Genomic DNA, 25,318 nt, shown 5'->3' with positions numbered 1-25,318 from the left:
CGTCAGGCCAGCAGACGGTTCACGCGTTGCACGTAAGCCGCCGGGTCGGTCAGCGCGCCACCTTCAGCCAGCAGTGCCTGATCGAACAACACGTGAATGCGATCCTCGAACGCCGCGCGGTCGGCTTCGTTGCCGGTCACGGTTTCCAGCAGCGCGAGCTTGCGCACGAGCGGGTGCGTCGGGTTCAGCTCCAGCACGGGCTTGCTGTCGGGCGCTTGTTGGCCGGCCTGCTTGAGCAGACGCGCCAGCGTACCGCTGATGTCGCCTTCATCGGCTACCAGGCACGACGGCGAATCGGTCAGGCGATGCGTGATCCGCACGTCCTTGGCCTTGTCGCCCAGCACCGCCTTGGCGCGCTCGACCAGCGGCTTGAATTCGCCTTCCACCTTGGCGTGCTCGGCCTTCTCGGCCTCGTCTTCCAAGGCGCCCAGGTCGAGATCGCCGCGCGCCACCGACACCAGTTCCTTCTCTTCGAACTCGTGCAGGAACGACAGCATCCACTCGTCCACGCGGTCGGTCAGCAGCAGCACTTCCACGCCCTTCTTGCGGAAGATTTCCAGATGCGGGCTCGACTTGGCGGCCGTCCAGTTTTCCGCGGTCACGTAGTAGATCTTGTCCTGGCCTTCCTTCATGCGGCCGATGTAATCCGCCAGCGAGACGGTCTGGGCGCTGTCTTCGTTGTGTGTGGAAGCAAAGCGCAGCAGCTTGGCAATGCGATCCTTGTTGGCGTGGTCTTCGCCGATACCTTCCTTGAGCACCTGGCCGAAGTTCTGCCAGAACGTGGCGTACTTTTCCTTCTCGGCCGCGTCATCCGACTCGGCCATCGATTCGAGCATGCCCAGCACGCGCTTGGTCGAGCCCTCGCGAATTGCTTTTACGTCGCGGCTTTCCTGCAGGATTTCGCGCGAGACGTTCAGCGGCAAGTCAGCCGAATCGATCACGCCCTTCACGAAGCGCTGGTAGCCGGGCAGCAGTTGCTCGGCGTCGTCCATGATGAAGACGCGCTTGACGTAAAGCTTCAGGCCGCTGCGGCGCTCGCGGTCCCACAGGTCGAACGGCGCGTTGGTCGGGATGTACAGCAGTTGCGTGTATTCGCTGCGGCCCTCCACACGGTTGTGCGTCCAGGCGAGCGGCTTGCCATTTTCGTGGGCGATGTGCTGGTAGAACGCGATGTACTGATCGTCCGTCACGTCTGCGCGCGGGCGGGCCCACAGCGCGCTGCCCTGGTTGATGGTTTCCCACTCGTCCTGGGCCACCATCGCTTTCTTCTCTTCGTCCCACGCTTCCTTGCGCATCTGGATCGGCAGGGAGATATGGTCCGAGTACTTCTGCACGACCGACTTGACGCGCCAGGCGGAGAGGAAATCGTCCTCACCCTCGCGCAGGTGCAGCGTGATGGTGGTGCCGCGCTCGCCGCGTTCGATGGTGTCGACGGTGAATTCGCCGTCGCCCGTGCTTTCCCAGCGCACGCCTTCATCGGCGCCCACGCCGGCGCGGCGCGATTCCACCGTCACGCGGTCGGCCACGATAAACGCCGAGTAGAAGCCCACGCCAAACTGACCGATCAGCGCGGCATCCTTCTGCTGGTCGCCTGACAGTTGGCTGAAGAACTCGCGCGTGCCCGAGCGGGCGATGGTGCCGAGGTTGCGGATGGCTTCATCGCGGCTCATGCCGATGCCGTTGTCGGCAATCGTGATGGTGCGCGCGGCGGCATCGAAGCCGATGCGGATGCCAAGCTCGCCGCCGCCTTCCAGCAGCGACGGATTGGCGATGCCCTCAAAGCGCAGCTTGTCCACCGCATCCGACGCATTGGAAACCAGCTCCCGCAGGAAGATTTCCTTGTTGCTGTACAGCGAGTGGATCATCAGATGCAGAAGCTGCTTCACTTCTGCCTGGAAAGCCATCTTCTCGTGCGGTGCGCTCATGGTGTGCATAAAAAGTCTGGAAAGTGGAAAGAGAAGCGGGCTACACCTAGCGCGTGCGCCCGCATGAATTTGTGAGGCTAGATAGGGCGTGGCGCGCAGTTTTCAAGACCCGCGATCGAGCTGCTCCGCCAGGAACCGCAGCATGTCCGGATCGGCGCTGGTCGCGATGTTGAAGCGCATCCACGTCGATGGCATCTGCGACGGCGAAAACAAGCTCCCCGGCGCAAACACATAGCCTTGCTCGTGCCCCGCCCGGGCAATGGCGTTGGTGTCCTGCCCGGTATCGGCCCAGAGGAACATGCCCGCGCCCTGCTGCGCAAACAGCTTCAGGCCCATGCGCTCTAGGTTCCGCTGCACGGCATCGCGCGCACGGTCCAGGCGGCCGCGCACGCGTTCAACGTGCTTGCGATATTGGCCTTCGGTGAGGATCTTGTAGAGCACGCGTTCGTTGATCTCGGGCGTAGCAAACCCTGTCAGCAGCTTGGCATCGGTCAGGTTCTTGGCCAGTTCCGGATGGCAGGCAATGAAACCCACGCGCAAGTTCACCGCCAGCGTTTTGGAAAAGCTGTTCAGGTAAATCACCCGGCGCAACTGATCCAGGCTTGCCAGCCGCGTCGCCTGATAACCGGGCGGTGCAAGATCGCCATAAATGTCGTCTTCAACGATCAGAAAGCCGTACTGCTCAGCCAACCGCAACAACTGGAATGCCTTGGCAGCCGAGAGCGACGTACCGGTCGGGTTGTGCAGGATCGAGTTGATGACCAGCAGCTTGGGGCGACGCGCCTGCACCAACCCTTCCAGCGCGACCAGGTCCGGCCCCTCGGTGGTATAGGGCACACCAATCACCTGCGCACCCTGGGCGGCAAAGCGGCCGAACATCAGAAACCACGCCGGATCGCCCACGAGGACCGTGTCGCCCGGCTGCACATACTGACGCGCAATCAGGTCGAGTGAGGCTGTGATCCCCGAGGTCACCACGATCTGCTCGGGTCGTGCACCAATTTCCAGCTCGGCCAGCCGCGTTTGCAGTTGCTGGCGCAGCGGCAAGAAGCCCTGCGGCGTGCCCAGCGACAGAAATTGGTTGCCGTTCAGTCGCCCCAGCGAGCGCAGCGCGTTGGCGATCAGCTCGCCGTCCAGCCACCCGTTGGGCAAGAAGCCCACACCCGGCGCCTTGCGTGGCTCCGCAGAATGGAACATGTTCCGCAGCAGCCAGGTCACGTCGATCTTGCGTGCGGCGGTCGGCGGCGGCGCGACCGGCTCCTCGGGCAGCAGCGCTTGACGCTCCTTCACGTAGAAGCCCGAACCGCGGCGCGACTCCAGATACCCCTGCGCCACCAGCCGCTCGTACGCCTCCACCACGGTGAACCGCGAAATGCTCTTCTCCTGGGCCAGTTGCCGGATCGACGGCATGCGCATGCCCGCCCGAAACACACGCTCATCAATGCGCATCCGCGCCCATTCGGTGAGCTGATCCACCAGCGTCATTTGCGCCGAAGGAATCGGGTCGGGCAATTGCTCCGCCGCCGGGCGGGCGGCCGCGCGGCGGGCATCCAGGCTGATGATGTGGGAGGTGGGATTCATGACGGGGTAGGCTCAGCGCGCCGAAAACTGTACAGAAAGCGCCACGACAAAGTGTACAGGTACTGTACAGAGGCAGTTCGGTAGGATCAAGGTCAGAATTCCGCCCCCAGCGAATCGGAGACTGCCGCCATGCCAACGTTGAAACGCTTTGACGAAGACGCCTACCGCACCGCTTGCGACGCCACCGTCGTCGCCGTGCATCCGGAAGGGATTGAACTGGACGCCACGGTGTTTTATGCCCGCAGCGGCGGCCAGGCCGGCGACACCGGCACGCTGGTCGGGGCAGATGGGCAAACCATTGCGATTGCCGACACGGTTTACAGCACCGATCGCCAAACCGTTCTCCATGTGCCTGCCGATAGCGCAGACCTCTCGCTGCTCGCGCCCGGCACACCGGTCACGGCCACCATCGACTGGGACCGCCGCCACCGGCTTATGCGGCTGCATACGTGCCTGCACCTGCTGGGTTCGCTGATTCCCGTGCCCGTCACGGGCTGCGGCATCTCGCCGGACGCCGGCCGCATCGACTTCGACCTGCCGGAATCGACGCTCGACCGCGACACGCTCACCACGCAGCTGAATGAACTCATCGGCCGCAACACGCCGGTGCGCATCGACCTGATCACGCCAGAAGAACTGGCCGCCCAGCCCGAACTCGTGCGCACCATCGGCGCGGCGCCGCCGGCAGGCGCCTCGGCCATCCGCATCATCCACATCGATGGCATCGACCGCCAACCGTGCGGCGGCACCCATGTACGGGCCACCGGTGAAATCGGCCGCGTGGTCGTCACCAAGATCGAAAAGAAAAGCCGCCAGAACCGGCGCGTCGCCGTAGCGTTCGCAGATTGAGCCCCCCATGAACAAGTCCGTCGCCCTGCCCGTGGCACCCCTTGACCACGCCGAACGCCGCGGCCTGCTGCTCGGTTTCATCGGCGTGGCCATCTTCAGCCAGACGCTGCCGTTCACGCGCATGGCCGTGGCCGAGCTGGATGCCACCTTCGTGGCGCTGGCGCGGGCGGTGCTGGCGAGCGTGCTGGCGTTGGTGCTCCTCGCCGCCACGGGCGCGTTCTCGGCCGGCAAGCGCCCGCGCGGCAATCAATGGTGGCAACTGGCAGTGACGGCGATGGGTGTAGTGGTGGGCTTTCCGCTGTTCTCGTCGCTGGCGATGCGCGATGTGCCGGCCGCCCATGGCGCCATCATCACCGGCCTGCTGCCGCTTGCGACGGCCATCTTTGCCGCGTGGTTCGGGCGCGAGCGGCCGTCCAGCGGGTTCTGGCTGTGCGCGGTCGTTGGTAGCGTGCTTGTTGTTTCATTTGCGCTGCTGCAAGGTGCGGGCGCCCTGCACCGCGCCGATTGGCTTCTCTTCGCCGCCATGGTGACGGGCGCCCTCGGCTATGCGACCGGCGGCAGGCTCGCACGCGATCTGGGCGGCACGCAGACGATTGCCTGGGCGCTGGTCGTCTCCCTGCCCGTGCTGCTGCCGCTGGTCGGGGCGCTGGCATGGCTGCCGTCCACACATCAGGCCGAGGCGCTGGCGCATGCGTCGTCCCGGGCCTGGATGGGGCTGGCTTATGTATCGGCCTTTTCCATGTTCATCGGCTTCCTGTTCTGGTATTCCGGCCTGGCAGCGGGCGGTGTTGCGCGGGTCGGCCAGATACAATTGCTGCAACCTTTCATGACGTTGATCGGCGGCTGGCTGCTGCTGGGCGAATCGCTCGATGCGCCGACCGTGCTGTTTGCGCTGGCCGTCATTGCCGTGGTCGGCATCGGCCGGCGCACGTCGGTCCGCCGATAGCAACGTCTTCCCTCTTTTGTTGAACACACTTACCAAGGAGTCTTCATGACCGCCTCGCACGACGCCCAGGCCAAGCTCAAGCAACTCGGCATCGAACTGCCCGCCGCCGGCGCCCCCGCTGCCGCCTACGTCATGGCCGCGCAAACCGGCAACCAGGTCTTCCTGTCCGGCCACATCGCCAAGAAAGACGGCAAGCCGTGGGTCGGCAAGCTGGGCGCCGACATGGCCACCGAGCAAGGCAAGGCCGCCGCACGCGCCATCGCCATTGACCTGATGGCCACGCTGAACACGCACCTGGGCGGTGACCTCAGCCGCGTCAAGCGCATCGTCAAGGTCATGAGCCTGGTCAACTCCACGCAGGAGTTCACCGAGCAGCACCTGGTCACCAACGGTGCATCGGAACTGTTCGCCGACGTGTTTGGCGACGCCGGCAAGCACGCCCGCAGCGCCTTCGGTGTCGCGCAGATTCCGTTCGGCGCATGCGTCGAGATCGAGCTGATTGCCGAAGTCGCCTGAGCGATCTGAGCGGCGCTTTTTCCCGCAGTCTCTAAGGTGACGGCCCAATGTTGGATGGGCTGGTTGCCTGCTATTCTTTTCGCTTTGCCCACCCACGGCGCCCGCTCACGAGGTGGGCGCCGCAACACTAGGACCACACCATGGACCACACCGCCTGCACCTTCTCCAGCCGCGCTCAGAAACTGACCAGCTCGGCGATCCGGGAAATCCTCAAGATCACCGAACGTCCTGAGGTCATTTCATTCGCCGGCGGCCTGCCCGCCCCGGTCACCTTCCCGGTCGAAGCGATTCAGGCGGCGTGCGCCCGCATGTTTGCCGACAACCCGCAGGCCTCGCTGCAGTACACGCCCACCGAAGGCCTGTCGGTGCTGCGCGAATGGATTGCCCAGCGTCATGGCACCACCGCCTCGCGCGTGCTGATCACCACGGGCTCACAGCAGGGGCTGGACCTGCTCGGCAAGATCTTCATCGACCCGCAAAGCAAGGTGCTGGTCGAAACGCCGACGTACCTCGGCGCGCTGCAAGCGTTCTCGCTGTTCGAGCCGACCTATACGTCCATCGCCACCGACGACAAGGGCCTGCTGCCCGACGCGTTGACGCCGGAACTGGCAGCCGGCGCGCGCTTCTTCTACACGATCCCGAACTTCCAGAACCCGACCGGCCGCCGCCTGCCGCTGGACCGCCGCCAGGCCCTGGTGGCCCGCGCGAAGGAACTCGGCGTGCTGCTCGTCGAAGACGATCCGTACGGCGAACTCAGCTACACCGGCGACGCCTTGCCCTCGCTGCGCTCGCTCAATCCGGACGGCGTGATCTACATGGGCTCGTTCTCGAAGATCCTGGCACCGGGCATGCGCCTGGGCTACATCATTGCGCCCGAACACATCCACTTCAAACTCGTGCAAGCCAAGCAGGCATCGGATCTGCACACGCCCAGCTTCACGCAGCGCGTGGCGTACGAGGTGCTGAAGACCGGGCTGCTCGACACGCACATCCCGAGCATCCGAACCCTCTACGGCAAGCAATGCGAAGCGATGCTCGACTCGCTCACGCGCCATATGCCGGCCGGCGTGCACTGGAACCGCCCGGAAGGCGGCATGTTCATCTGGGTGGAAGTGCCGGAAGGCATCGACACGATGGCGCTGCTGGAAAAGGCCGTCGCGCGCAGTGTGGCGTTCGTGCCGGGCGCGCCGTTCTATGCCAATGCGCCGCGTCGCAATACCTTGCGGCTGGCGTTCGTGACGGTGGCGCCGGAGCGCATCGAGCAAGGCATTGCCGTGCTGGGCGAGTTGATCCGCGCAGAAATCGCTGCGCTCACGCCCAAGGCCGCCTAAATTACCTAACGATCCATTCCATCCATTTCATTCAAGAAAGGAGCCGTCGTCGATGCTGCGGATCTGGGGAAGACTCTCTTCGGTCAACGTTCAGAAGGTCGTCTGGTGCGCGCATGAGTTATCGCTCGACCATGAGCGCATCGACGTCGGTGGCGCCTTCGGCGGCGTCGACACGCCGGAATTCAAGGCGATGAACCCGAACGGCATGATCCCCGTCATCGAAGACGGCCTGAACGATTCCGGCGATACGCGCTTCGTGCTGTGGGAATCCAACGCCATCGTGCGCTATCTTTCGGCGCGCTACGGCCCGGGCAATCTCTACCCGCTCGAACTCCACGAGCGCGCCGATGCCGACCGCTGGATGGATTGGCAGACCACCTCGTACGGCCCGTCGATGGTCGATGCGTTCCTGCAGCTCGTGCGTACGCCGGAAGACCAGCGCGACGCCGCGCGAATTGAACGCTCGCGCCGGGCCGCGGAGCGCAGCACCGCCATTCTCGAAGCCGTGCTCGCCAAACAACCGTACGTGGCGGGGCAGCGTTTCACCATGGCCGACATTGCCTGCGGCTGTGCCACGCACCGCTGGCTCGGCTTGCCGATGGACCGCCCCGCGCGACCGAACCTCGAGCGCTGGATGGCCGAACTGCGCGACCGGCGCGCCGCGCGCGAAGTCCTGGCGCTGCCCGTGGTCTAAGCCCGCCCGAAACCGATTGCGGTAGCATCACCAACCGCGCACGGCACCCAAGCCGGCGCGGTTTTTTGTTTTCACCGAGGGAAACCCGGATGCCATTGAACCGACCTTCCACCACCGTCGCCACGATCCTCTGGGGCGCGCTTTACCTGGTTGCCGCCATCGTGTCGCACCGGCTGAATGGGCCGGTCGACATGACGGGCTACATCTGGCTGCCGGCAGGCGTAACCATGGCTGCATTCATGCTGCGGCCTTATCGCGAGTGGCCGGGGCTGGGGGCAGCGTTTGCCGTGGCGCAACTGGCGCTGGCCGCCATTGAACACACCAACCCGGCCCACGCGATGCTCTTCGTGCTCGACGAGGCGGGCAGCGCAGCGCTGGCCGTGGCGCTGGTGCGGCTGGCGCGCGTGCCGCTTGAGGGGCTCTATTTCGTGCGCGCGATGCTGGTGGCCGGCGCGGTCAGTGCACTGCTCGGGGCGCTGTTCGGGGCGGCATGGTTTGCGTGGTCGCAAGGCGGCTCATTCGGGCACGTGCTGCGCATCTGGGCGGCGTCGGATTTCCTGGGCGTGCTGATCGTCACGCCGGTGCTCGCGGCATGGTCCCGCTTTCGCGCGTTCCGCTCGGGTGGCACGGACCGCACGGATTTCCTGCTCGGTCTGGCGGCCGCAATTGCGCTGGCGCTGTCGGCGTACGTCATCTTTGACGGCAACAGCGATGCCAAGTTTGGCGACGGCATCGGCTTTGCACTGACGTACGTCCCGCTGTTCTTTGCCGTGGTGGTGGCCCTGCTGTGGGGCGGCCGCGGCGGCTCGATGGCCGTGCTGCTGCTCACGCTGGTGGCGCTCACGCAAACCGCCGAGGGCGACGGCCCGTTCGCCGTGCTCGACCACCACTATGGCCAGTCGCTGCTGGAAGCGCAGCTGTACCTGGGCATTGCCGCGCTGCTGGTGCTGCTGGTGAGCGCGCTCAAGACCACGCGCGAACAGTTGCACGAGCAAAGCGCGCAGTGGCAGAACCGCGTGGAGCTGGCGTTGGCGACGTCGGGCCAGCTCGTCTACACCATCGACCCGGCGAGCGGCCGCATCGACTGGGGCGGCGACGTTGTGCTCGTGTTCGGACACGAACCCGCAAGCATGGCGTCGATCTCCACCGTACTGCAACTGGTGCACCCGGATGACCGCGACGCGCTGCGTGCGCGCTGGCTCGGGGAGACCTCGCTGGACGACGGGGCCGCCATGCCCGCGCGCCGCCAGACGCTGCGCATCACAGCACGCGACGGCACGCTGCACACCGTGGTGGATACCGGTGGCCCGCTGATGGACGCCGTCGGCAACATGGCGCTCGTCACCGGCACCTGGTCGGTCGAGACCGCACTGTGACGACATCGGCGTCCGGCAGCACGGCCGTGCTGCTGATCCATGGTCTGGGCGGTACGGCCTACGACGTGGGCGTGCTACAGAAAGCGCTGCGCAGCGCCGGCGCCGTCACGCACGTGCCAACCTTGCCCGGCCACGGCACGCGCCCCGAAGACCTGATCCACATGCCCGCCGAGGCGTGGCTTGAAACGCTCAAGCAAACGTATGAACGGCTCGCCGCCGAGCATGACACCGTGCATATCGCCGGAATGTGCATGGGTGCGCTGCTGGCGCTGGTGCTGGCGCACCGGGTTCGACATGGCATTGCGCGCCCGCAGGACAGGCTGGCGCTGCTGGCCACGCCGATCCATATCGATGGCTGGTCGACGCCGTGGTATCGGGATCTGCGCTACGTGGTCTATCGCATCCCGGGCATGGCGGCGCGCATGCGCGTGGAAGAGGACGAGCCGTTCGGCATCAAGAACCCGCTATTGCGGCGGATCATTAAAGCCAAGCTCGCACGCGGCGACAGCTTCCACTACCCGTGGGTGCCGCTGGCGTGCATTCGGCAGGTGGACCGGCTGCGACGCTGGGCACTGGCGGGGGCGCCCGACACGCAATGCCAGACGCTGGTGATCCATTCGCGCGAAGACGAGCTCACCAGCCTGCGCTCCGCCGAAACGCTGCAGGCCACCCTGCCCCATGCGCGCAGCGTGGTGCTGGAGAACAGCTACCACATGATCTGCGTAGACAACGACCGCGATCAGGTCGCCGCAGAGGTTCTCGGCTTCTTCGGTTTCGACCCTGCAGCGGCCAGGCGCAAGAGCCCAGCCGCCGCAGATTGATCACGACGCCGATCAGGCGGCCGGCCCTGCGGTCTCGTGCTCGTGCGCCGCGTCCAGCCGGCGCTGCCGCTCGCTGCCCTTGAACACGCGCCGCACCACCACAAAGAACACCGGCACCAGGAACACCGCCAGCACCGTCGCCGTGATGATCCCGCCCAGCACGCCCGTGCCGATGGCACGCTGGCTGGCCGATGCCGCGCCGGTCGCAATTGCCAGCGGCACGACGCCAAACGCAAACGCCAGCGACGTCATCACGATCGGCCGGAAGCGCAGACGCGCGGCCTCCAGCGTGGCTTCTATCAGCCCCATGCCTTGCGCCACCAGATCCTTGGCCACTTCGATGATCAGGATCGCGTTCTTGGCCGACAGGCCGATGGTCGCAATGAGCCCGACCTTGAAATAGATGTCGTTGGGCAGGAAACGCAGCGTGGCACCCAGCAGCGCACCCAGCACCCCCAGCGGCACCACCAGCATGACCGCCAGCGGAATCGACCAGCTTTCGTACAACGCCGCGAGGCACAGAAACACGACGAGGATCGACAACGCAAACAGCGCCGGCGCCTGCGCGCCCGACAGGCGCTCCTCGAACGACTGCCCCGTCCACTCGTAGCCGAAGCCTTCGGGCAGGCCGCGCGCAATCGATGCCATCGCCGCCATCGCATCGCCGGAGCTATGACCGGGCGCGGGCGAGCCAGTGATCGTCATGGCCGGAAAGCCGTTGTAGCGGTCGAGCTTGAGCGGCCCGACGATCCACTTTGTCGTGGTGAACGCGGAGAGCGGCACCATCGCCCCCGCCGCATTGCGCACATGCATCCGGCCGAGCTGCTCGACCGAGACACGCTGCTTGCCGTCGGCCTGCACGATCACACGACGCACCTGGTTGCGGTAGACGAAATCACCCGCGTAGTCGGAGCCGAACATCACGGCCAGCGTGCGGTTGATGTCCTCAATCGACACGCCCATCGACAGCGCCTTCTTGCGGTCCACATCGATCAGCACCTGCGGGGCATCGCCCTGGCCCGCAAATGTGACTTCCGACAGCGCCGGATGCTTGGCGGCTTCGGCCAGCATGCGGTCGCGTGCCTGCGCAAGGCGCTCGTAGCCGGCGCCGCCGCGGTCCTGCAGACGCAGGTCGAAGCCGGGCTTGCTGCCCAGCTCCGGCAGCGCGGGCGAGTTCATCGCCATGACCATCGCGCCCTTGATCTTGCCGAACGCCGCGTTGGCGCGTTCGACCACGGCATCGACGTGCTGGTCAGCGCCCTTGCGTTGCTTCCAGTCCTTGAGCGTCAGGAACAGCATGGCCGCGTTCTGGCCGTTGCCGTACAGGCTGAAGCCCGTGATGGCCAGCGTGGACGCCACCGCCGGCTCCTGCGTCATGAAGTGCTGCTCGGCCTGCTGCACGACCTCGAGCGTCTGCGCCTGCGTAGCGCCGGTCGGGAGCATGACGACGGTCATGAATTCGCCGGTGTCTTCTTCGGGCAGGAAGGCCGTCGGCAGTTGCGTGAACAGCAGCACCACCACGCCGATGACGGCGCCGTACGCAATCAGCGCGCGGCCCGTGCGGTTGAGCAGCTTGGCAACACCGTTCTGATATCGCGACGTCAACCGCGCAAAACCCCGGTTGAATGCGCCGAAGAAGCCCTTGCGCTCGGCACCGTGGCCGGCCCGCACCGGCTTGAGCAGCGTTGCGCAAAGCGCGGGCGTGAGCGTCAGCGCCAGGAATGCCGAGAACACCATCGACACCGCCAGCGACAGCGAAAACTGCCGGTAGATATTGCCCACCGCGCCGCCAAAGAACGCCATCGGCACGAACACCGCCGTCAGAACCAGCGAGATACCCACGATGGCCCCGCTGATCTGCCGCATCGCCTTGGCCGTTGCCTCGCGCGGCGAGAGCCCGTCTTCGTGCATCACGCGTTCGACGTTCTCCACCACCACGATGGCATCGTCGACGAGGATGCCGATGGCCAGCACCAGGCCAAACAACGTCAGCACGTTGATGGAAAAACCCATCGGCAGCATCACCGCAAACGTGCCCAGCAGCGCGATCGGCACCACCAGCGTCGGGATCAGCGTCGCGCGCAGGTTCTGCATGAACAGCATCATCACGAGGAACACCAGCACCACGGCTTCGAGCAGCGTCTTGACCACCTGCTCGATGGCGATGCCGACAAAGCGCGAGCTGTCGTACGCCACCTCGTAGCGCACGCCGGGCGGGAAATGCGCCTGCGCTTCGTCCAGCACCGCACGCACGCGCTTGGCCACACCCACGGCATTGGCGCCGGGGGCGAGCTTGATGCCGATGGTCGTGGCGGGCTTGCCGTTCATGCGCGAGAGGTACAGGTAATCGCTGCCGCCCAGCTCCACGCGCGCCACATCGCGCAGCAGCACCATGCGGCCCTGCGCATCCGCACGCAGGGGAATCTGGCCGAATGCGTCCGGCGTGGTCAGCCCATCGTCGCCGGTCACGCTCGCGTTGATGGGCGCGCTGCCCGGCACCGCTCCGCTGCCGATCTCGCCCACGGTGATGCGCGCGTTGTAGCGGCGCACGGCGTCGCTCAGGTCGCCGGCGGTCAGGCCCAATGCGGTCAGCTTGTCGGCATCGGGCCAGATGCGCATGGCGTATTCCGCGTCGAACAACTGCGCGGTGCCCACGCCCGGCACGCGGCGCAACTGCGGAATCAGATCAGACGACGCGAGGTCGCCCAGGTCGATGCCGTCGAAGCGCCCGCGCTCGGCCGTCAGCGACAGATACATCATGTAGTTCTCGGCCGCCTTCTCGATGCGGATGCCGTTGCGGCGCACGACCTCGGGCAGGCGTTCTTCGACGATCTTCAGCCGGTTCTGCACCTCCACCGCCGCAAGATCGGGGCTCGTGCCCTGCGTGAACGCGAGGTTGATCGACACATTGCCCGCCGCATCCGACGACGACGACATGTACAGCAGCCCCGGCGCACCGTTCATCTCGCGCTCGATGATGGCGGTGACGGCACTCTCCACCGTGCGCGCGGACGCGCCCGGATAGTTGGCCGAGATGCTGACATTGGGCGGCGCAATGTTCGGATACTGCGCCACCGGCAGCTTGGGCAACGCGAGCACGCCGGCCAGGATGATGGCCAGCGCAATCACCCAGGCAAAGACCGGGCGGTCGATAAAGAAGCGCGCCATGGTCAGCCCTTCTTCGGCTTCGTGTCAGCACTCGGGGCGGTGGGCACAGGCTTGACCGCCATGCCCGCTTCCAGTGTCTGCATGCCTGGAATGGCAACACGCTCCCCTCCGGACAGGCCGCCCGTCACCAGCCATTGATCGCCAGCCAACGTTTGCGCAGCAACGGATCGAGCCGCCAGCGTGTTGTCTGCCTGCACCACAAACACCGTCGCGCCATGACGATCACGGTGCAACGCGCCCTTCGGAATGGTCACAGCGCCCTGCTGCACGGCGTGCGAGAGCTTCACGCGCACGTACATGCCGGGCAGCAGCAGGCCATCGGGGTTGGGCAGCACGGCGCGCATCGAGACGTTGTCGGTCGCACGATCCACCGCCAGATCCGAGAACAGCAGCTTGCCCGGGCGCTCGTACGCCACGCCATCGCTCAGGATGACTTGAACGCCGACGTCCTGACCGCTCAATGCAGCGGCTTGGCCCTTCTTCTGCGCGCGCTGCAAGGCCAGGACCTCGGCAGCGGGCTGAGCAAAGTCGACATAGATCGGGTCGATCTGCTCGACCGTGGTGAGCGGCGTGGCAGCGTCTTCCTTGACCAGCGCGCCTTCGGTCACCTGTGCGCGGCGCGAGCGGCCACCAATCGGGGCGGTGACGGTGGCATAGCCCAGGCGCAGTTGCGCGGTTTCCAGCGCAGCGCGGCCGGACACCACGTCCGCTGCGGCCTGACGTTCGGCGGCTTGCGCTTCAGCGTATTCCAGCTCGCTCACGGCGCGCGTGGCGGCCAGGCCCTTGTAGCGCGCAGCCTTGTCGCGGGCGATGGCGAGTTGCGCCTGCGCGCGGGCGAGCGCACCTTGTGCGGCGTCCACCTGCGCCTTGAGCGGTGCCGGGTCGATTCGGAACAGCACCTGTCCGGCCTTGACCACCTGCCCTTCTTCGTAGGCGCGCTTGAGGACGATGCCGTCGACGCGCGCACGCACTTGCGCCGTGCGATACGGCTCCAGGCGGCCGGGCAGTTCGGTCACCAGCGGCGCATCGGAGCGTTGTGCAACGGCAAACTCGACCTCCGGCGGACCAGCGGGCCTCGCGGCTTCATCAGCATGCTTGCCGCACGCCTGCAACACAGCCAACGCGCACGCGCACAGCAACCACCGGGACGAACGGGAACGACAGAACAACACGCAGAACATCATGGGAAAGGGGGCTGGGCGCGACCGCGCCCGAGGTCTTGAAAAAGCGAAGCGGAAGGCTAGCACGCACATCCGCCGCAAGCTGATCGATTGATTTTTCAATCTGATCAAGACCTTACGAAGCAGGCACTGCCCGCGCGTGCAGGCAGGTGCCCTCCCGCTTGATGCTGTTTCAGAAGACGCGGCCGAGCTGCAGGTACACGTTCCACACGCCCTGCGGCGCCACCGCAAAACCGAAATACAGCGGCCCGATCGGGCTGTTGCCGCCCACGAATACGCTGCCGCTCTTCAGGTAAGGACCCCGCCCGAAGTTGTTGCGCAACTGCCAGACGTTGCCGGCTTCCGCGCTGGCGCCGAACACCGGCGCGCGCAGGCCGAGCAGATCGTCGATACGAAGGTCGTACAGATAGGTCAGGCGCCCGTACAGCATGTACTGGCCGTTGAACTGATCCTGCGCATAGGCCGAGAGATGCTGGAAGCCACCCAGGAAGAAGCCCTCGTTGGCGCCGTTGCCCGTGTTGCCGCCGTTCTCGCGCGTCGGACTGTTGACGCCAAACAGGCCCGCCCCTTCCAACGCCACATTGAACGTGTGGCGGCCGTGGCTCGTCGCCCATAGGCTCTTGGCCTGGGCGGTGTTGAACTTCTTGTCGAGCGAACCGAAGCCCGCCTCCACGCTGCTGTAAAAGTAGTAGCCGCTGCGCGGAAACAGCGGATCGTCGAGCTGGTCCAGCGTGAGCTGGGCGCGAAAGGCCGGCTGCTGGGCGCGCAAGGTGTCTAAGGCCGTCGCATCCACGATATTCCCGGACTCGTCCGCGATCAGCTCCAGGTAATTGAACGTCGCTGCCTTCCTGACGTAGTTCACGCCCAGGCGCAGTTCACCCTTGCGACCCAACGGGATGCCCAGGTCAACGCCGGCGCGCGCCGTCTCGATGGTCAGGTTGTTGAACGGCTTGGCGTCCCGGGTAGGCGGCTGATCGTCAAAGTAGAGATCCGATCTGCGGCGCGAGTACTCGGCATACGGCGCCACGTAGAACCCGCGCGCCTGCCACAGCGGCTGTCGCAACTCGGTATGGATGCTCGCCCGGTTGCTGCCGAGCACGATGTCATTGCGCCACTCCAGCCCGCTCTGCGTGAGCCACGGATACCGGTGGCCGAGGTTGACGTTGAACGCGCCACGCCCGTCGAAGTTGGTCGACATGCCCAGCCCGAACAGGAAGAACTGGTTGCCCCACGACTTTTCATGCGCGTCGATCTTCAGCGTATGCACGCCGTTCTCCTCCACCAACTGCTGCGTGACGGTTTCGAAGTCGCCCGTGGTGGCCAGCGCTGACAGCTCGCGGTTGAGCGCCTCGGCGTCATACGCATCGCCTTCGCGCACCTTGATCAACTGGCGCACACGTGCCGGCGGCACCCGGCCGCTGGTGGTCACATCAATAGCGTCGATGCGTGCGCCTGCCACCAGCGTGCCTTGCGGCTCATGGGCAGCGCGGTACGCGGCATACGCCTGCGGCGACAGCGACAACGCCGCGAGCTTGGTCTCAACGGCCTGCGCCGCGCGCTCGCCCTGCCGCACGCCCTGCGGGCCCTTGGCGAAATCAGTAAACGAAAGCTCCGAGAGCTGCGGCTCGATCAACACATCCTTGCCGCGCAGCAGCGCCTTTTGCGCCCGCACGTTCTGGCCGACGAGGATGGTGATCATCTGCTGCGTCACCGCCGCTGGCGAGGCGAGGTCTTCCGGCCGCTGCAAGTCCGACCCGATGTTGACGGCGATGATGATGTCAGCCCCCATGTCGCGCGCGAGCTGCACGGGCAGGTTGCTCACCAGGCCGCCATCCACCAGCGTGCGGCCGCCCACTTCGATGGGTGCGAACAGACCCGGCACCGCCATGCTGGCCCGCATGGCCAGCGGCAGCGAGCCGTGGTCGAGAATCACCCCGTCGCCCGTGGCCAGATCCGTCGCCATGGCCTTGAACGGAATCGGCAGGCGCGAGAACGCGATGTTGTCTGGCCACTCCGCTGTCCAGTTCTTGAGCAGCGCGAGCAGGCGGTTGCCCTGCACCAGCCCGGCGGGCAGCTTGAGCTTGCCGTCGCCATAGCCGGCGGACAAGCCGATCGGATACTGGAAATCATCCTCGCGCAGCGACTGCGGCAGCTTGGCGCGATCGTTGCGGTCGAAGGCGATGTCGCTCAGGTCGACCTGCGAGAGCTTCTGCTCCAGCGCATCCGCACGCATGCCGCTGGCGTACAGCCCGCCCACCACGGCGCCCATGCTCGTCGCGGCAATCACATCCACGGGAATGCGCATGCGCTCCAGCATCTTGAGCACGCCAATATGCGCATAGCCGCGCGCCCCGCCGCCCGAGAGCACCAGGCCGATACGCGGCCGCGTCGATTCGGTGTTCGCCTGCGCGGGCGCTGCCGCGGTCTGGCCATGCACGGCGGGTGACAGCGTCGCCAGTGCCACAAACGCGGTGAGCACGGCGGCAGCCCATCGGGAGCCGCGTCGGCGAATCGGAAAGGCCGTCAGAGAAGCCATGGATAGGGGGCGAAATGGGGTGGTGGTCTGCGTTGCAGGCGCAATGATTCCACAACCCGGATTTACCCGGTGCGATTGCGTGCGCCGCGTCAACCCTCGCCCCGCAGCCGATGAATACTTTTCAGGGCGAAAGTGACAGAATATTGCGGTGGCCCGGACACGCTTGTTCCTACAATCCGCGTTCGCCCCTGCGAAAAAGGGGCAGCAGAAGACGTTCGGTATCGAGAAGAACCGAAACGCCCAAACAGGAGGAGATCAAGATGTGGAATCAAGTCTATGACCCGCTCGGCAGCGCCGTGTGGTCAACCTTAGCGGCCGGGATACCGGTTGCCGTGCTGCTGTGCTCGCTGGCGTTCTTCCACATGCAGGCCCATCTGGCGGCCGGGTTGGCGCTGATTGTCGGGGTGGGGATCGCCTCGTTCGTGTTCGGCATGCCGACCGCAATGGCCGGCAAGGCAGCAGGCCTGGGCATCATTTCAGGCCTGTTCCCGATTGGCTGGATCGTCCTGAACATCATCTTCCTGCACCGGCTCACCACCTTGAACGGGTCGTTCAAGGTCTTACAGAGCTCGATTTCCGGCATTACCGAAGACCGCCGCCTGCAACTGCTGCTGGTGGCGTTCAGCTTTGGTGCCTTCTTTGAGGGCGCAGCGGGCTTCGGCACGCCGGTGGCTGTCACGGGCGCCATCCTGATCGGCCTGGGCTTCTCGCCGCTGGCCGCCTCTGGCCTGGCCCTGATCGCCAACACCGCCCCGGTGGCCTACGGTGCACTGGGCGCGCCGCTTATCGGGCTGGCCTCGGTCACGGGGCTGGACTTGCTGAAGCTGTCGGCCATGGTTGGCCGCCAGTTGCCGTTCTTCTCGGTGCTGGTGCCGTTCTGGCTGATCTGGGCGTTCGCGGGCTTCCGCGGCATGCTGCAAATCTGGCCGGCGATCCTGGTGGCGGGCGTGTCGTTTGCCATTCCGCAGTTCCTGGTATCGAACTTCCACGGCCCGTGGCTGGTGGACGTGATTGCGGCGCTGGTGTCGATGGGCACGCTCACGCTGTTCCTGAAGGTATGGAAGCCCAAGACGATCTGGACCTCGACCGCCCTGCGCAACCGCGAGGACAACTCCAGCGTCGATCCCGAAGCGGCCGCCGAGGCGCGTGCCGCTACCAGCGCTGAGGCCAATACCAAGATCACGCGCGTGCAGGCCTGGCTGCCGTGGGTGATCCTGACCGTGTTTGTGTTCATCTGGGGCATTCCGCAGTTCAAGGCGTTTGCCGACGGTCTGTGGCAGTTCAAGTTCCCGATCCCCGGCCTGGACAAGATGGTGCTCAAGGGCCCGCCGGTGGTCGCGAAGGAGACCGCCGAAGGCGCGGTGTTCCTCTTCAATGTGCTGTCGATGGCGGGCACGGGCATCCTGGTCTCGGCCATCGTGGGCGGCCTGCTGATGGGCTACTCGGTGCCGCGCATGGTCAAGGAATACTGGAACACCATCAAGCTCACGCGCTATTCGCTGCTGACCATCTGCGCGATGTTCGGCATCGGCTATCTCACCCGCTATTCGGGTCTGGACGCAACGCTGGGCCTGGCCTTCGCCCACACCGGCGTGCTGTACCCGCTGTTCGGCACGATGCTGGGCTGGCTGGGCGTGGCGCTCACGGGGTCGGACACGGCCTCGAACGTGCTGTTCGGCGGCCTGCAGAAGACCACGGCCACGCAACTCGGCTTGTCGCCAATCCTCATGGCGGCAGCCAACAGCTCGGGCGGCGTGATGGGCAAGATGATCGATGCGCAGTCCATCGTCGTGGCCTCCACCGCCACCAAGTGGTACGGCCACGAGGGCGACATCCTGCGCTACGTGTTCTTCCACTCGCTGGCGCTGGCCTTCCTGGTGGGCCTGATGATCACCCTGCAGGCTTACGTGGAGCCGTTCACGCGGATTGTGGTGCACTGAGCGCCCTCGCCCGGATAAACAAGAAAGCCGCTCAACCGAGCGGCTTTTTTCATGGCGCGATGCGTCTCGCGGACAGCCCGGGGCCTCCCGCCGATCACGGCTGACGCTCTGAACCCCAATCGCCGAGCAAAAACCCTCACACGCCGAGCTCTGAACTCCACCTGTCGAGCAAAAAGCCTCGCGCGCCGAGCTCTGAACTCCACCCGCCGAGCAAAAAGCCTCGCGCGTCGAGCTCTGAACTCCACCCGCCGAGCAAAAAGCCTCGCGCGCCGAGCTCTGAGCTCCAATCGCCGAGCAAAAAGCCTCGCGCGCCGAGCTCTGAGCTCCAACCGCCGAGCAAAAAGCCTCACGCGCCGAGCTCTGAGCTCGACCTGTCGAGCAAAAAGCTCCACTCGCCGAGCCCTGGACTCCGTAAGCCACCCCACCAACAAGGGCGCTTTCACGCGCGTATCATGGGCGGCTCTTCCGCGCACGTCCCGCCCTGGGGCGTCGGTCACCTCTTCCCCCCCCCGACCCGACATGCTGCTGCGCCGCCTGGAAAAGCTCATCGATCCGTTCCGCCCGCTGCCTGACACCCAGCCTCCGGCCAATGTCTGGCGCTTCTACGCCTACTTCCTGCGCGAAGTGCGCGGCGTGTTCGCGTTCCTGCTCGTCGTCGGGTTGCTGGGTGCGCTGATTGAAGTCGCGCTGTTCGACTTCCTCGGCCGCATCGTCGACATGATCCAGGCGACACCTGGCCCGGCGTTCTTCGGCCGCCACCGCAACGAGCTGCTGTGGATGGCCTTTGTGGCGCTGATCGCGCGGCCGGTCATCTTCGGCTTGCACGACGTGCTTGTGCATCAGGTCATCAACCCGAACCTGTCGAACCTGATCCGCTGGCAGAACCACCGCTACGTGCTCAAGCAGAGCCTGACGTTCTTCCAGAACGACTTTGCGGGCCGCATTGCCCAGCGCATCATGCAGACCGGTTTCTCACTGCGCGATTCCGCGGTGCAGTCCGTGGATGCGCTCTGGCATGTCGTGATCTACGCGATCAGTGCGATCGTGCTGTTTGCCCGGGCCGACTGGTGGCTCGTGGTGCCGCTGCTGGTGTGGATTGGCTGCTACATCGCGGCCCTGAGCTATTTCGTGCCGCGCGTGAAGGCGCGATCGGTCATCGCCACGGAGTCGCGCTCCAAGCTGATGGGCCGCATCGTTGACGGCTACACCAACATCACCACGCTCAAGCTGTTCGCGCATACGCAACATGAAGAAAGCTATGCGCGCGACGCCATGGCCGAGCAGACGGACAAAACGCGCCTGTCCGGCCGCATGATCAGCGGCATGGATTTCACCATCACGGCCATGAACGGCCTGCTGATCGTTGGCACGTCGGCGCTCGCGCTGTGGCTGTGGAGCGAGGGCCGTGTGAGCGCCGGCACCATCGCGCTGACCACGGGGCTGGTGATCCGCATCAACAACATGTCGGGCTGGATCATGTGGGTGGTCAACGGCATCTTTGAAAACGTCGGGCAGGTGCAGGACGGCATGCAGACCATCGCGCTGCCGCGCGCCGTGATCGACCAGCCCGATGCCAAACCGCTGCACGTAACGCGGGGCGAAGTGCGCTTCGAGCACGTTGGCTTTCACTACGGCAAGGGCAGCGGCGTGATCGAAGGGCTGGACTTGGTGGTGCGCCCCGGTGAGCGCATCGGCCTGGTCGGCCCGTCGGGCGCGGGCAAATCGACGCTGGTCAACCTGCTGCTGCGCCTGTACGACGTGGAGCGCGGCCGCATTCTCGTCGACGGTCAGGACATTGCGGCCGTGACGCAAGAGAGCCTGCGCGAGCAGATCGGCATGGTCACGCAGGACACATCGCTGCTGCACCGGTCCATTCGCGACAACCTGCGCTACGGCAAACCCGACAGCACCGAGGCGGAGCTGATGCAAGCCGTGCGCCGTGCGCGCGCCGACGAGTTCATCCCGCAGCTATCCGATGTGCAGGGGCGACGCGGCTTTGACGCGCTGGTCGGTGAGCGCGGGGTGAAGCTGTCGGGCGGTCAGCGACAGCGCATTGCGATTGCGCGTGTGCTGCTCAAGGACGCGCCGATCCTGATCCTGGACGAAGCCACGTCAGCGCTGGATTCGGAAGTGGAAGCGGCCATCCAGGAGAGTCTGGAAACGCTGATGCAGGGCAAGACCGTGATTGCCATTGCGCACCGGCTTTCGACCATCGCACGCATGGACCGGCTGGTGGTGCTCGACGGCGGCCGCATTGTCGAGAGCGGCACGCACGCAGAGCTGCTGGAACACGGCGGCCTGTATGCGCGGCTGTGGGCGCATCAGACCGGCGGTTTCGTGGGAGTGGACTGAGCGTTACGACAGGCGGCGGCCGAGCGTCTCGGGCACCATCGCCAGCCCGATCAGAGAGACAAGGCCGCAGCCGATCACGTAGAACGCCGGTGCGTTGGCGTTGCCCGTGAGGTGGATCAGCTCGGTCGAGAAGAACTGCGCAAAGCCGCCGAAGATGGCAATGGCCACGCAGTAGGCAATCGACAGCCCCGTCGCGCGCAGTCGCTGCGGCAGCACCTCGCTCACCAGCACCATCGAGGCCGGCGAGGTCATCGACATCGGCACCGACAGGCAGCCGACCACGATCAGCAACCGGGCAAGCGATGGGTCTGCGTTGATGAGCGCGAAGGCCGGATAGATCATCGCCAGCAGCGCAACACGCGACCACAGCACGACCTTGCGGCGCCCGACGCGGTCGGCCAGCCGGCCCGCGAACGGCGACAGCACCACCTGCACCAGCGCGGCAATGCACGCCGCCCAGATGCCCAGCGACAGCGGCATGTGCAGCATGCTCACGGCATAGTTGCTGAGGTAGTAGACGATGATGTACGTGGACGAGGCCACGCCGATCATCAGCAGGATGCTGGCGACCAGCGCACGACGGTGTTCGCGCAGGAGCGGCAGCGTGGCGTCGGCTTCGCGCGTGCTGGGCGGTGCGGCAGTTTCCTCCAGACGGCGGCGGATGATCAGGCCGACCGGGATGACGAGAATGCCGATCACGAACGCCAGGCGCCAGCCCCACGACTCCAGCGCCGCAGGCGCCAGCACGTTGCTCAGCAGCAGGCCGACCAGCGCACCGAACAGCGCGGCCAGCCCCTGGCTGAACGGTTGCCAGCTCGTATAGAAGCCCCGCGAGCGGTCATCGGCGTATTCGAGCAGCAGCGCAGTCGAAGCGCCCATTTCGCCGCCGATGGCAAAGCCCTGCACAAGCCGCGCCAGCACGACGAGCATGGGCGCGAGGATGCCGATCTGGGCGTAGGTGGGCGTGACGACGAATACGAGCGACGACAAACCCATCAGCCACAGCGTGAGCGCCACGGCCGGCTTGCGCCCCGCGCGGTCGGCGTACATGCCGATCAGCAGACCGCCGAGCGGACGCATCAGGAAACCCACGCCAAACGTGGCGAACGACATCAGCAACTGGCCGGTCGCGTTGCCGACGGGAAAGTACAGCCGGCCGATCAGCGTGGCGAAGAAGCTGTAGACCACGAAGTCATAGAACTCCAGGCCGTTGCCGATGGTAATGGCGGCAATGGCGCGCGTGCGCGAGAGCGGTTGCGCGTGGACGGTCGCCTGCGCGCCGGCGCGGCCGGCGTACGACGGCGCTGAGGTGTGGTTCGACATGGGGTGTCTCCGGAACTCGTCTTTTTGTTTGCGGGCGGGCCGCGCTTACGCCCCGCTGGCCTCTTCAGCCAGCACGGCTGCGGCGTTGGGCTTCACGCGCAGATACCACGCTGCCGACATGAGCAGCACCCAGCCTGCGCCAACGTACAGCGCCACCCGGGTGTCTTCGATGTAGCCCAGCACGCCGATCACGAACAGCATGAACGCGATGGCAAGGGCCGGCCCCACGGGCCACAGCGGCACCTTGAACTTGAGCGCACGCACTTCTTCGGCCGACAGGCGACGGCGCATCGCCACCTGCGAGAGCAGGATCATCAGCCAGACCCACACGGTGGCGAACGTGGCAATCGACGCGATGATCACGAAGACGTTCTCGGGAATCAGGTAGTTCAGCACCACGCCGCACAGCAGTGCGCCGGCCATGAACAGCACCGTCACCCAGGGCACACCGTGACGCGACGTGGCCGCAAAGATGCGCGGTGCCTGGCCCTGTTCGGCCATGCCGTACATCATCCGGCCCGCGCCGAAGATGTTGCTGTTGATGGCCGAGATGGCTGCCGAGATGACGATGAGGTTGAGGATTGCCGCCGCAGACCGGATGCCCAGCCCGGAGAAGATCTGCACGAACGGGCTGCCCTGGCCGTCGATGCCTGTCCACGGGAAGATCGCCATCAGCACGCACATGGTCAGCACGTAGAACAGCAGGATGCGTGCGGGCACAGCGTTGATGGCCTTGGGGATGACCTTGTCGGGGTTCTGCGCCTCGCCGCCGGTGATGCCGATGATCTCGACGCCGCCATACGCGAACATCACCACGGCAAACGACGCCACGAGGCCGCCCACGCCGTGCGGCAGGAAACCGCCGTGCGACCAGAGATTGCTCAGGCCCGACGCGTGCTCGCCGTTCATCTTCACGCCAAGGAACAGGATGACGGTGCCGCCGACGATCATGGCGCCGATCGCCACGATCTTGATGAGCGCGAGCCAGAATTCCATCTCGCCGAACACCTTGACGTTGCAGAGGTTCAGGCCGCAGATGAGCATGACGATGCCGAGCACCCAGATCCATTGCGGCACCTCGGGAAACCAGAAGCCCATGTAGATGCCGAAGGCGGTCACGTCGGCCAGGCAGACGATTACCATCTCGAGGATGTACGTCCAGCCGGTGAGAAAGCCGGCGAGCGGGCCGAGGTTGTCGCGCGCATAGCGCCCGAACGAGCCGGAAACCGGCTGGCGCACCGCCATCTCGCCGAGCGCGCGCATGACCATATAGACGGCCGCGCCGCCGATGACGTACGCGAGGATCACGGCCGGTCCGGCCAGCTGGATGGCCGAAGCGGAGCCATAGAAAAGGCCCGTGCCGATGGCCGAACCGAGCGCGAGAAAGCGGATATGCCGCGCGCGCAGGTTGCGTTGAAGGTGTTCCAAACTGTCTCCTCTTTATGTCGGCGAGGTTGCCTGCGAGGCCGGTCCAGGCTGGACGCATGGCTCGGTGGGATGCGAATACATATACAGACAACATCACGTATCCATATATGTTGTTGTATATACATTATGGATGGCATTGGGGTATTCCCGAAGAACAGTCCCGCCCATGTGCGGCAGCGCGCCCAAAGAAAAAGGCGGACATGTGTCCGCCTTGAATTTCGCTGGCCGTGCGGTACGAGCGCTATACCCAGCCCATACCGCCGACCAATGCCCCCAGCCCCACCAGCACCAGCGGGTGGACGCGGGTGAAGGAACACACCACGACCGTCGCCACAGTCAGCGCGACGGTGCTGAAGCTGCTGTCTGCGCCGCGCGCCAGCACCCAGCCGGTGGAGAACAGCAGGCCGATCGTCAGTGGTGCAAGGCCACGGCGGACCAGCGCAATCCAGCGCGCATCGGGCTTGCGGTCCATGACGCGCGCGATGACGGCGGCGATCACGCACGACGGCCCGCAGATGCCAACCATCGAGGCAATCGCCCCACCCAGACCCGCCGCCTGCCAGCCGAACAATTCCACAAACAACACGTTGGGCCCGGGTGCCGCCTGGGAAATGGCATACATGGCGCTCAACTGCTCGCTCGTCATGTAGTGCCGCGTGTCGACCAGGAAACGATGCATGTCGGGCAGCGTCGAGCTGGCCCCGCCAATGGAGAGAAACGACAGCACGAGAAAGTGCCAGAACAGGTCGAAGACGGTGGTGAGGTAGGTCATCGCATCGCCCTCCATTCGAGCAGGAGGGCAAGCGGTATCAGCACCAGCATCACGGGAAGCAGCGGCCACTGCAGCACGCCGATGGTGAGGACGACCGCCAGACCGATGCCGACGGCACGCCAGGTGCGCGACTGGCCCTGCGCCAGCTTGACCGCCGTTGAGAGCACCAGCCCCGCCGCCACCGCCGCCATGCCCTTGAGCAGGTTCTGCACCAAAGGCAGCGCGCTGAATTGGTCGTACAGCATGACGATCAACAGCAGCAGCACGGCAGGCGTGAGCACAAGGCCGCCCATTGCTGCCGCGGCGCCACGCACGCCGTGATACCGATAGCCGAGCATCACGGAAAGGTTGACCACATTCGGACCGGGCAACACCTGCCCGAGACTCAGCAGCTCGGCAAACTCGGTATTGGAGAGCCAGCGGTTGCGATCCACAATGCCGGCGCGCGCAAAGGGCAGCACGCCGCCAAAGCCCGACAGCCCCATGCGCGCAAACTCTGTGAAGAGCTTGCGGCACGAGGGAACGTTTGCGTCTGTCGCCGAAACCGCGTCAGGCGGGGCGTGCGGATCGCTCATCGGA

The 25,318-nt window shown here is 65.6% G+C and carries 18 protein-coding genes; 9 read left to right on the top strand and 9 right to left on the bottom strand.

Translation table 11 applies throughout. The features are described from left to right. Window positions 1–2: 2 nt before the first annotated feature. Window positions 3–1,925, bottom strand: coding sequence for a molecular chaperone HtpG (gene htpG, locus ACU8YE_RS01635; protein WP_414561395.1), 1,923 nt, complete (start codon window positions 1,923–1,925; stop codon window positions 3–5). Between the two features lie 102 nt (window positions 1,926–2,027). Further along, window positions 2,028–3,506 carry an aminotransferase-like domain-containing protein gene (locus tag ACU8YE_RS01630; RefSeq protein ID WP_232042350.1) on the bottom strand — a complete coding sequence of 493 codons (1,479 nt, stop codon included), beginning with the start codon at window positions 3,504–3,506 and terminating at the stop codon, window positions 2,028–2,030. Between the two features lie 129 nt (window positions 3,507–3,635). Between ACU8YE_RS01630 and ACU8YE_RS01625 the strand changes: the two genes are divergently transcribed. From ACU8YE_RS01625 to ACU8YE_RS01595, 7 genes are all read left to right on the top strand, one after another. Further along, on the top strand, window positions 3,636–4,355 hold the full coding sequence (locus tag ACU8YE_RS01625) for an alanine--tRNA ligase-related protein (protein WP_440476897.1): 720 nt from the start codon (window positions 3,636–3,638) through the stop codon (window positions 4,353–4,355). Between the two features lie 7 nt (window positions 4,356–4,362). After that, on the top strand, window positions 4,363–5,301 hold the full coding sequence (locus tag ACU8YE_RS01620) for an EamA family transporter (RefSeq protein ID WP_440476896.1): 939 nt from the start codon (window positions 4,363–4,365) through the stop codon (window positions 5,299–5,301). Window positions 5,302–5,346: 45 nt separating this feature from the next. Next, window positions 5,347–5,817 (top strand): RidA family protein, encoded by a 471-nt coding sequence (locus tag ACU8YE_RS01615; RefSeq protein ID WP_440816651.1) that lies wholly within the window; start codon window positions 5,347–5,349, stop codon window positions 5,815–5,817. A 140-nt stretch (window positions 5,818–5,957) separates the two neighbouring features. Further along, entirely contained in the window at window positions 5,958–7,148 is a 1,191-nt protein-coding gene (locus ACU8YE_RS01610) for an aminotransferase-like domain-containing protein (RefSeq protein WP_446927975.1), read from the top strand. A 52-nt stretch (window positions 7,149–7,200) separates the two neighbouring features. Further along, the gene (locus ACU8YE_RS01605) at window positions 7,201–7,842 is read left to right on the top strand and encodes a glutathione S-transferase family protein (RefSeq protein ID WP_446927974.1); all 642 of its coding nucleotides are present in this window, start codon (window positions 7,201–7,203) and stop codon (window positions 7,840–7,842) included. A gap of 89 nt (window positions 7,843–7,931) precedes the next feature. Further along, window positions 7,932–9,218, top strand: coding sequence for an MASE1 domain-containing protein (locus tag ACU8YE_RS01600; RefSeq protein WP_414560382.1), 1,287 nt, complete (start codon window positions 7,932–7,934; stop codon window positions 9,216–9,218). Beyond that, window positions 9,215–10,039, top strand: a complete 825-nt coding sequence (locus ACU8YE_RS01595) for an alpha/beta hydrolase (RefSeq protein WP_316868664.1) — start codon at window positions 9,215–9,217, stop codon at window positions 10,037–10,039. The genes ACU8YE_RS01600 and ACU8YE_RS01595 overlap by 4 nt, the downstream gene beginning before the upstream one ends. Window positions 10,040–10,051: 12 nt before the next feature. Here ACU8YE_RS01595 and ACU8YE_RS01590 read toward each other — a convergent pair whose 3' ends face one another. The 3 genes from ACU8YE_RS01590 to ACU8YE_RS01580 all read right to left on the bottom strand — a co-directional run bounded on the left by ACU8YE_RS01590 (window position 10,052) and on the right by ACU8YE_RS01580 (window position 16,924). Then, window positions 10,052–13,207 (bottom strand): multidrug efflux RND transporter permease subunit, encoded by a 3,156-nt coding sequence (locus tag ACU8YE_RS01590; protein ID WP_446927973.1) that lies wholly within the window; start codon window positions 13,205–13,207, stop codon window positions 10,052–10,054. Between the two features lie 2 nt (window positions 13,208–13,209). After that, a complete protein-coding gene (locus ACU8YE_RS01585) occupies window positions 13,210–14,391 on the bottom strand; it encodes an efflux RND transporter periplasmic adaptor subunit (RefSeq protein ID WP_446927972.1) in 1,182 nt (393 codons plus the stop codon). A 169-nt stretch (window positions 14,392–14,560) separates the two neighbouring features. Next, window positions 14,561–16,924, bottom strand: a complete 2,364-nt coding sequence (locus ACU8YE_RS01580) for a patatin-like phospholipase family protein (RefSeq protein WP_446927971.1) — start codon at window positions 16,922–16,924, stop codon at window positions 14,561–14,563. Window positions 16,925–17,184: 260 nt separating this feature from the next. On the opposite strand from ACU8YE_RS01580, the gene ACU8YE_RS01575 reads away from it, so the two are divergent. Further along, complete coding sequence (locus ACU8YE_RS01575; RefSeq protein WP_232042341.1) at window positions 17,185–18,864, top strand: L-lactate permease; 1,680 nt, start codon at window positions 17,185–17,187, stop codon at window positions 18,862–18,864. A gap of 519 nt (window positions 18,865–19,383) precedes the next feature. Continuing rightward, the gene (locus ACU8YE_RS01570) at window positions 19,384–21,216 is read left to right on the top strand and encodes an ABC transporter ATP-binding protein (RefSeq protein ID WP_446927970.1); all 1,833 of its coding nucleotides are present in this window, start codon (window positions 19,384–19,386) and stop codon (window positions 21,214–21,216) included. A gap of 3 nt (window positions 21,217–21,219) precedes the next feature. Here ACU8YE_RS01570 and ACU8YE_RS01565 read toward each other — a convergent pair whose 3' ends face one another. The 4 genes from ACU8YE_RS01565 to ACU8YE_RS01550 form a co-directional block, all read right to left on the bottom strand. Continuing rightward, window positions 21,220–22,539 carry an MFS transporter gene (locus ACU8YE_RS01565; protein WP_414560378.1) on the bottom strand — a complete coding sequence of 440 codons (1,320 nt, stop codon included), beginning with the start codon at window positions 22,537–22,539 and terminating at the stop codon, window positions 21,220–21,222. A gap of 45 nt (window positions 22,540–22,584) precedes the next feature. Further along, window positions 22,585–23,967, bottom strand: a complete 1,383-nt coding sequence (locus ACU8YE_RS01560) for an amino acid permease (RefSeq protein WP_446927969.1) — start codon at window positions 23,965–23,967, stop codon at window positions 22,585–22,587. Between the two features lie 241 nt (window positions 23,968–24,208). After that, window positions 24,209–24,754, bottom strand: a complete 546-nt coding sequence (locus ACU8YE_RS01555) for a chromate transporter (RefSeq protein WP_260802754.1) — start codon at window positions 24,752–24,754, stop codon at window positions 24,209–24,211. Continuing rightward, window positions 24,736–25,314 carry a chromate transporter gene (locus ACU8YE_RS01550; protein ID WP_045204464.1) on the bottom strand — a complete coding sequence of 193 codons (579 nt, stop codon included), beginning with the start codon at window positions 25,312–25,314 and terminating at the stop codon, window positions 24,736–24,738. Before ACU8YE_RS01550 ends, ACU8YE_RS01555 begins: the two co-directional genes overlap by 19 nt. Window positions 25,315–25,318 lie beyond the last annotated feature (4 nt).

It is taken from the genome of Ralstonia sp. VS2407 (genome assembly GCF_052950655.1).
Note: the sequence above shows the minus strand (reverse complement) of the source record. Positions and strands in the feature narration are given on the sequence as shown.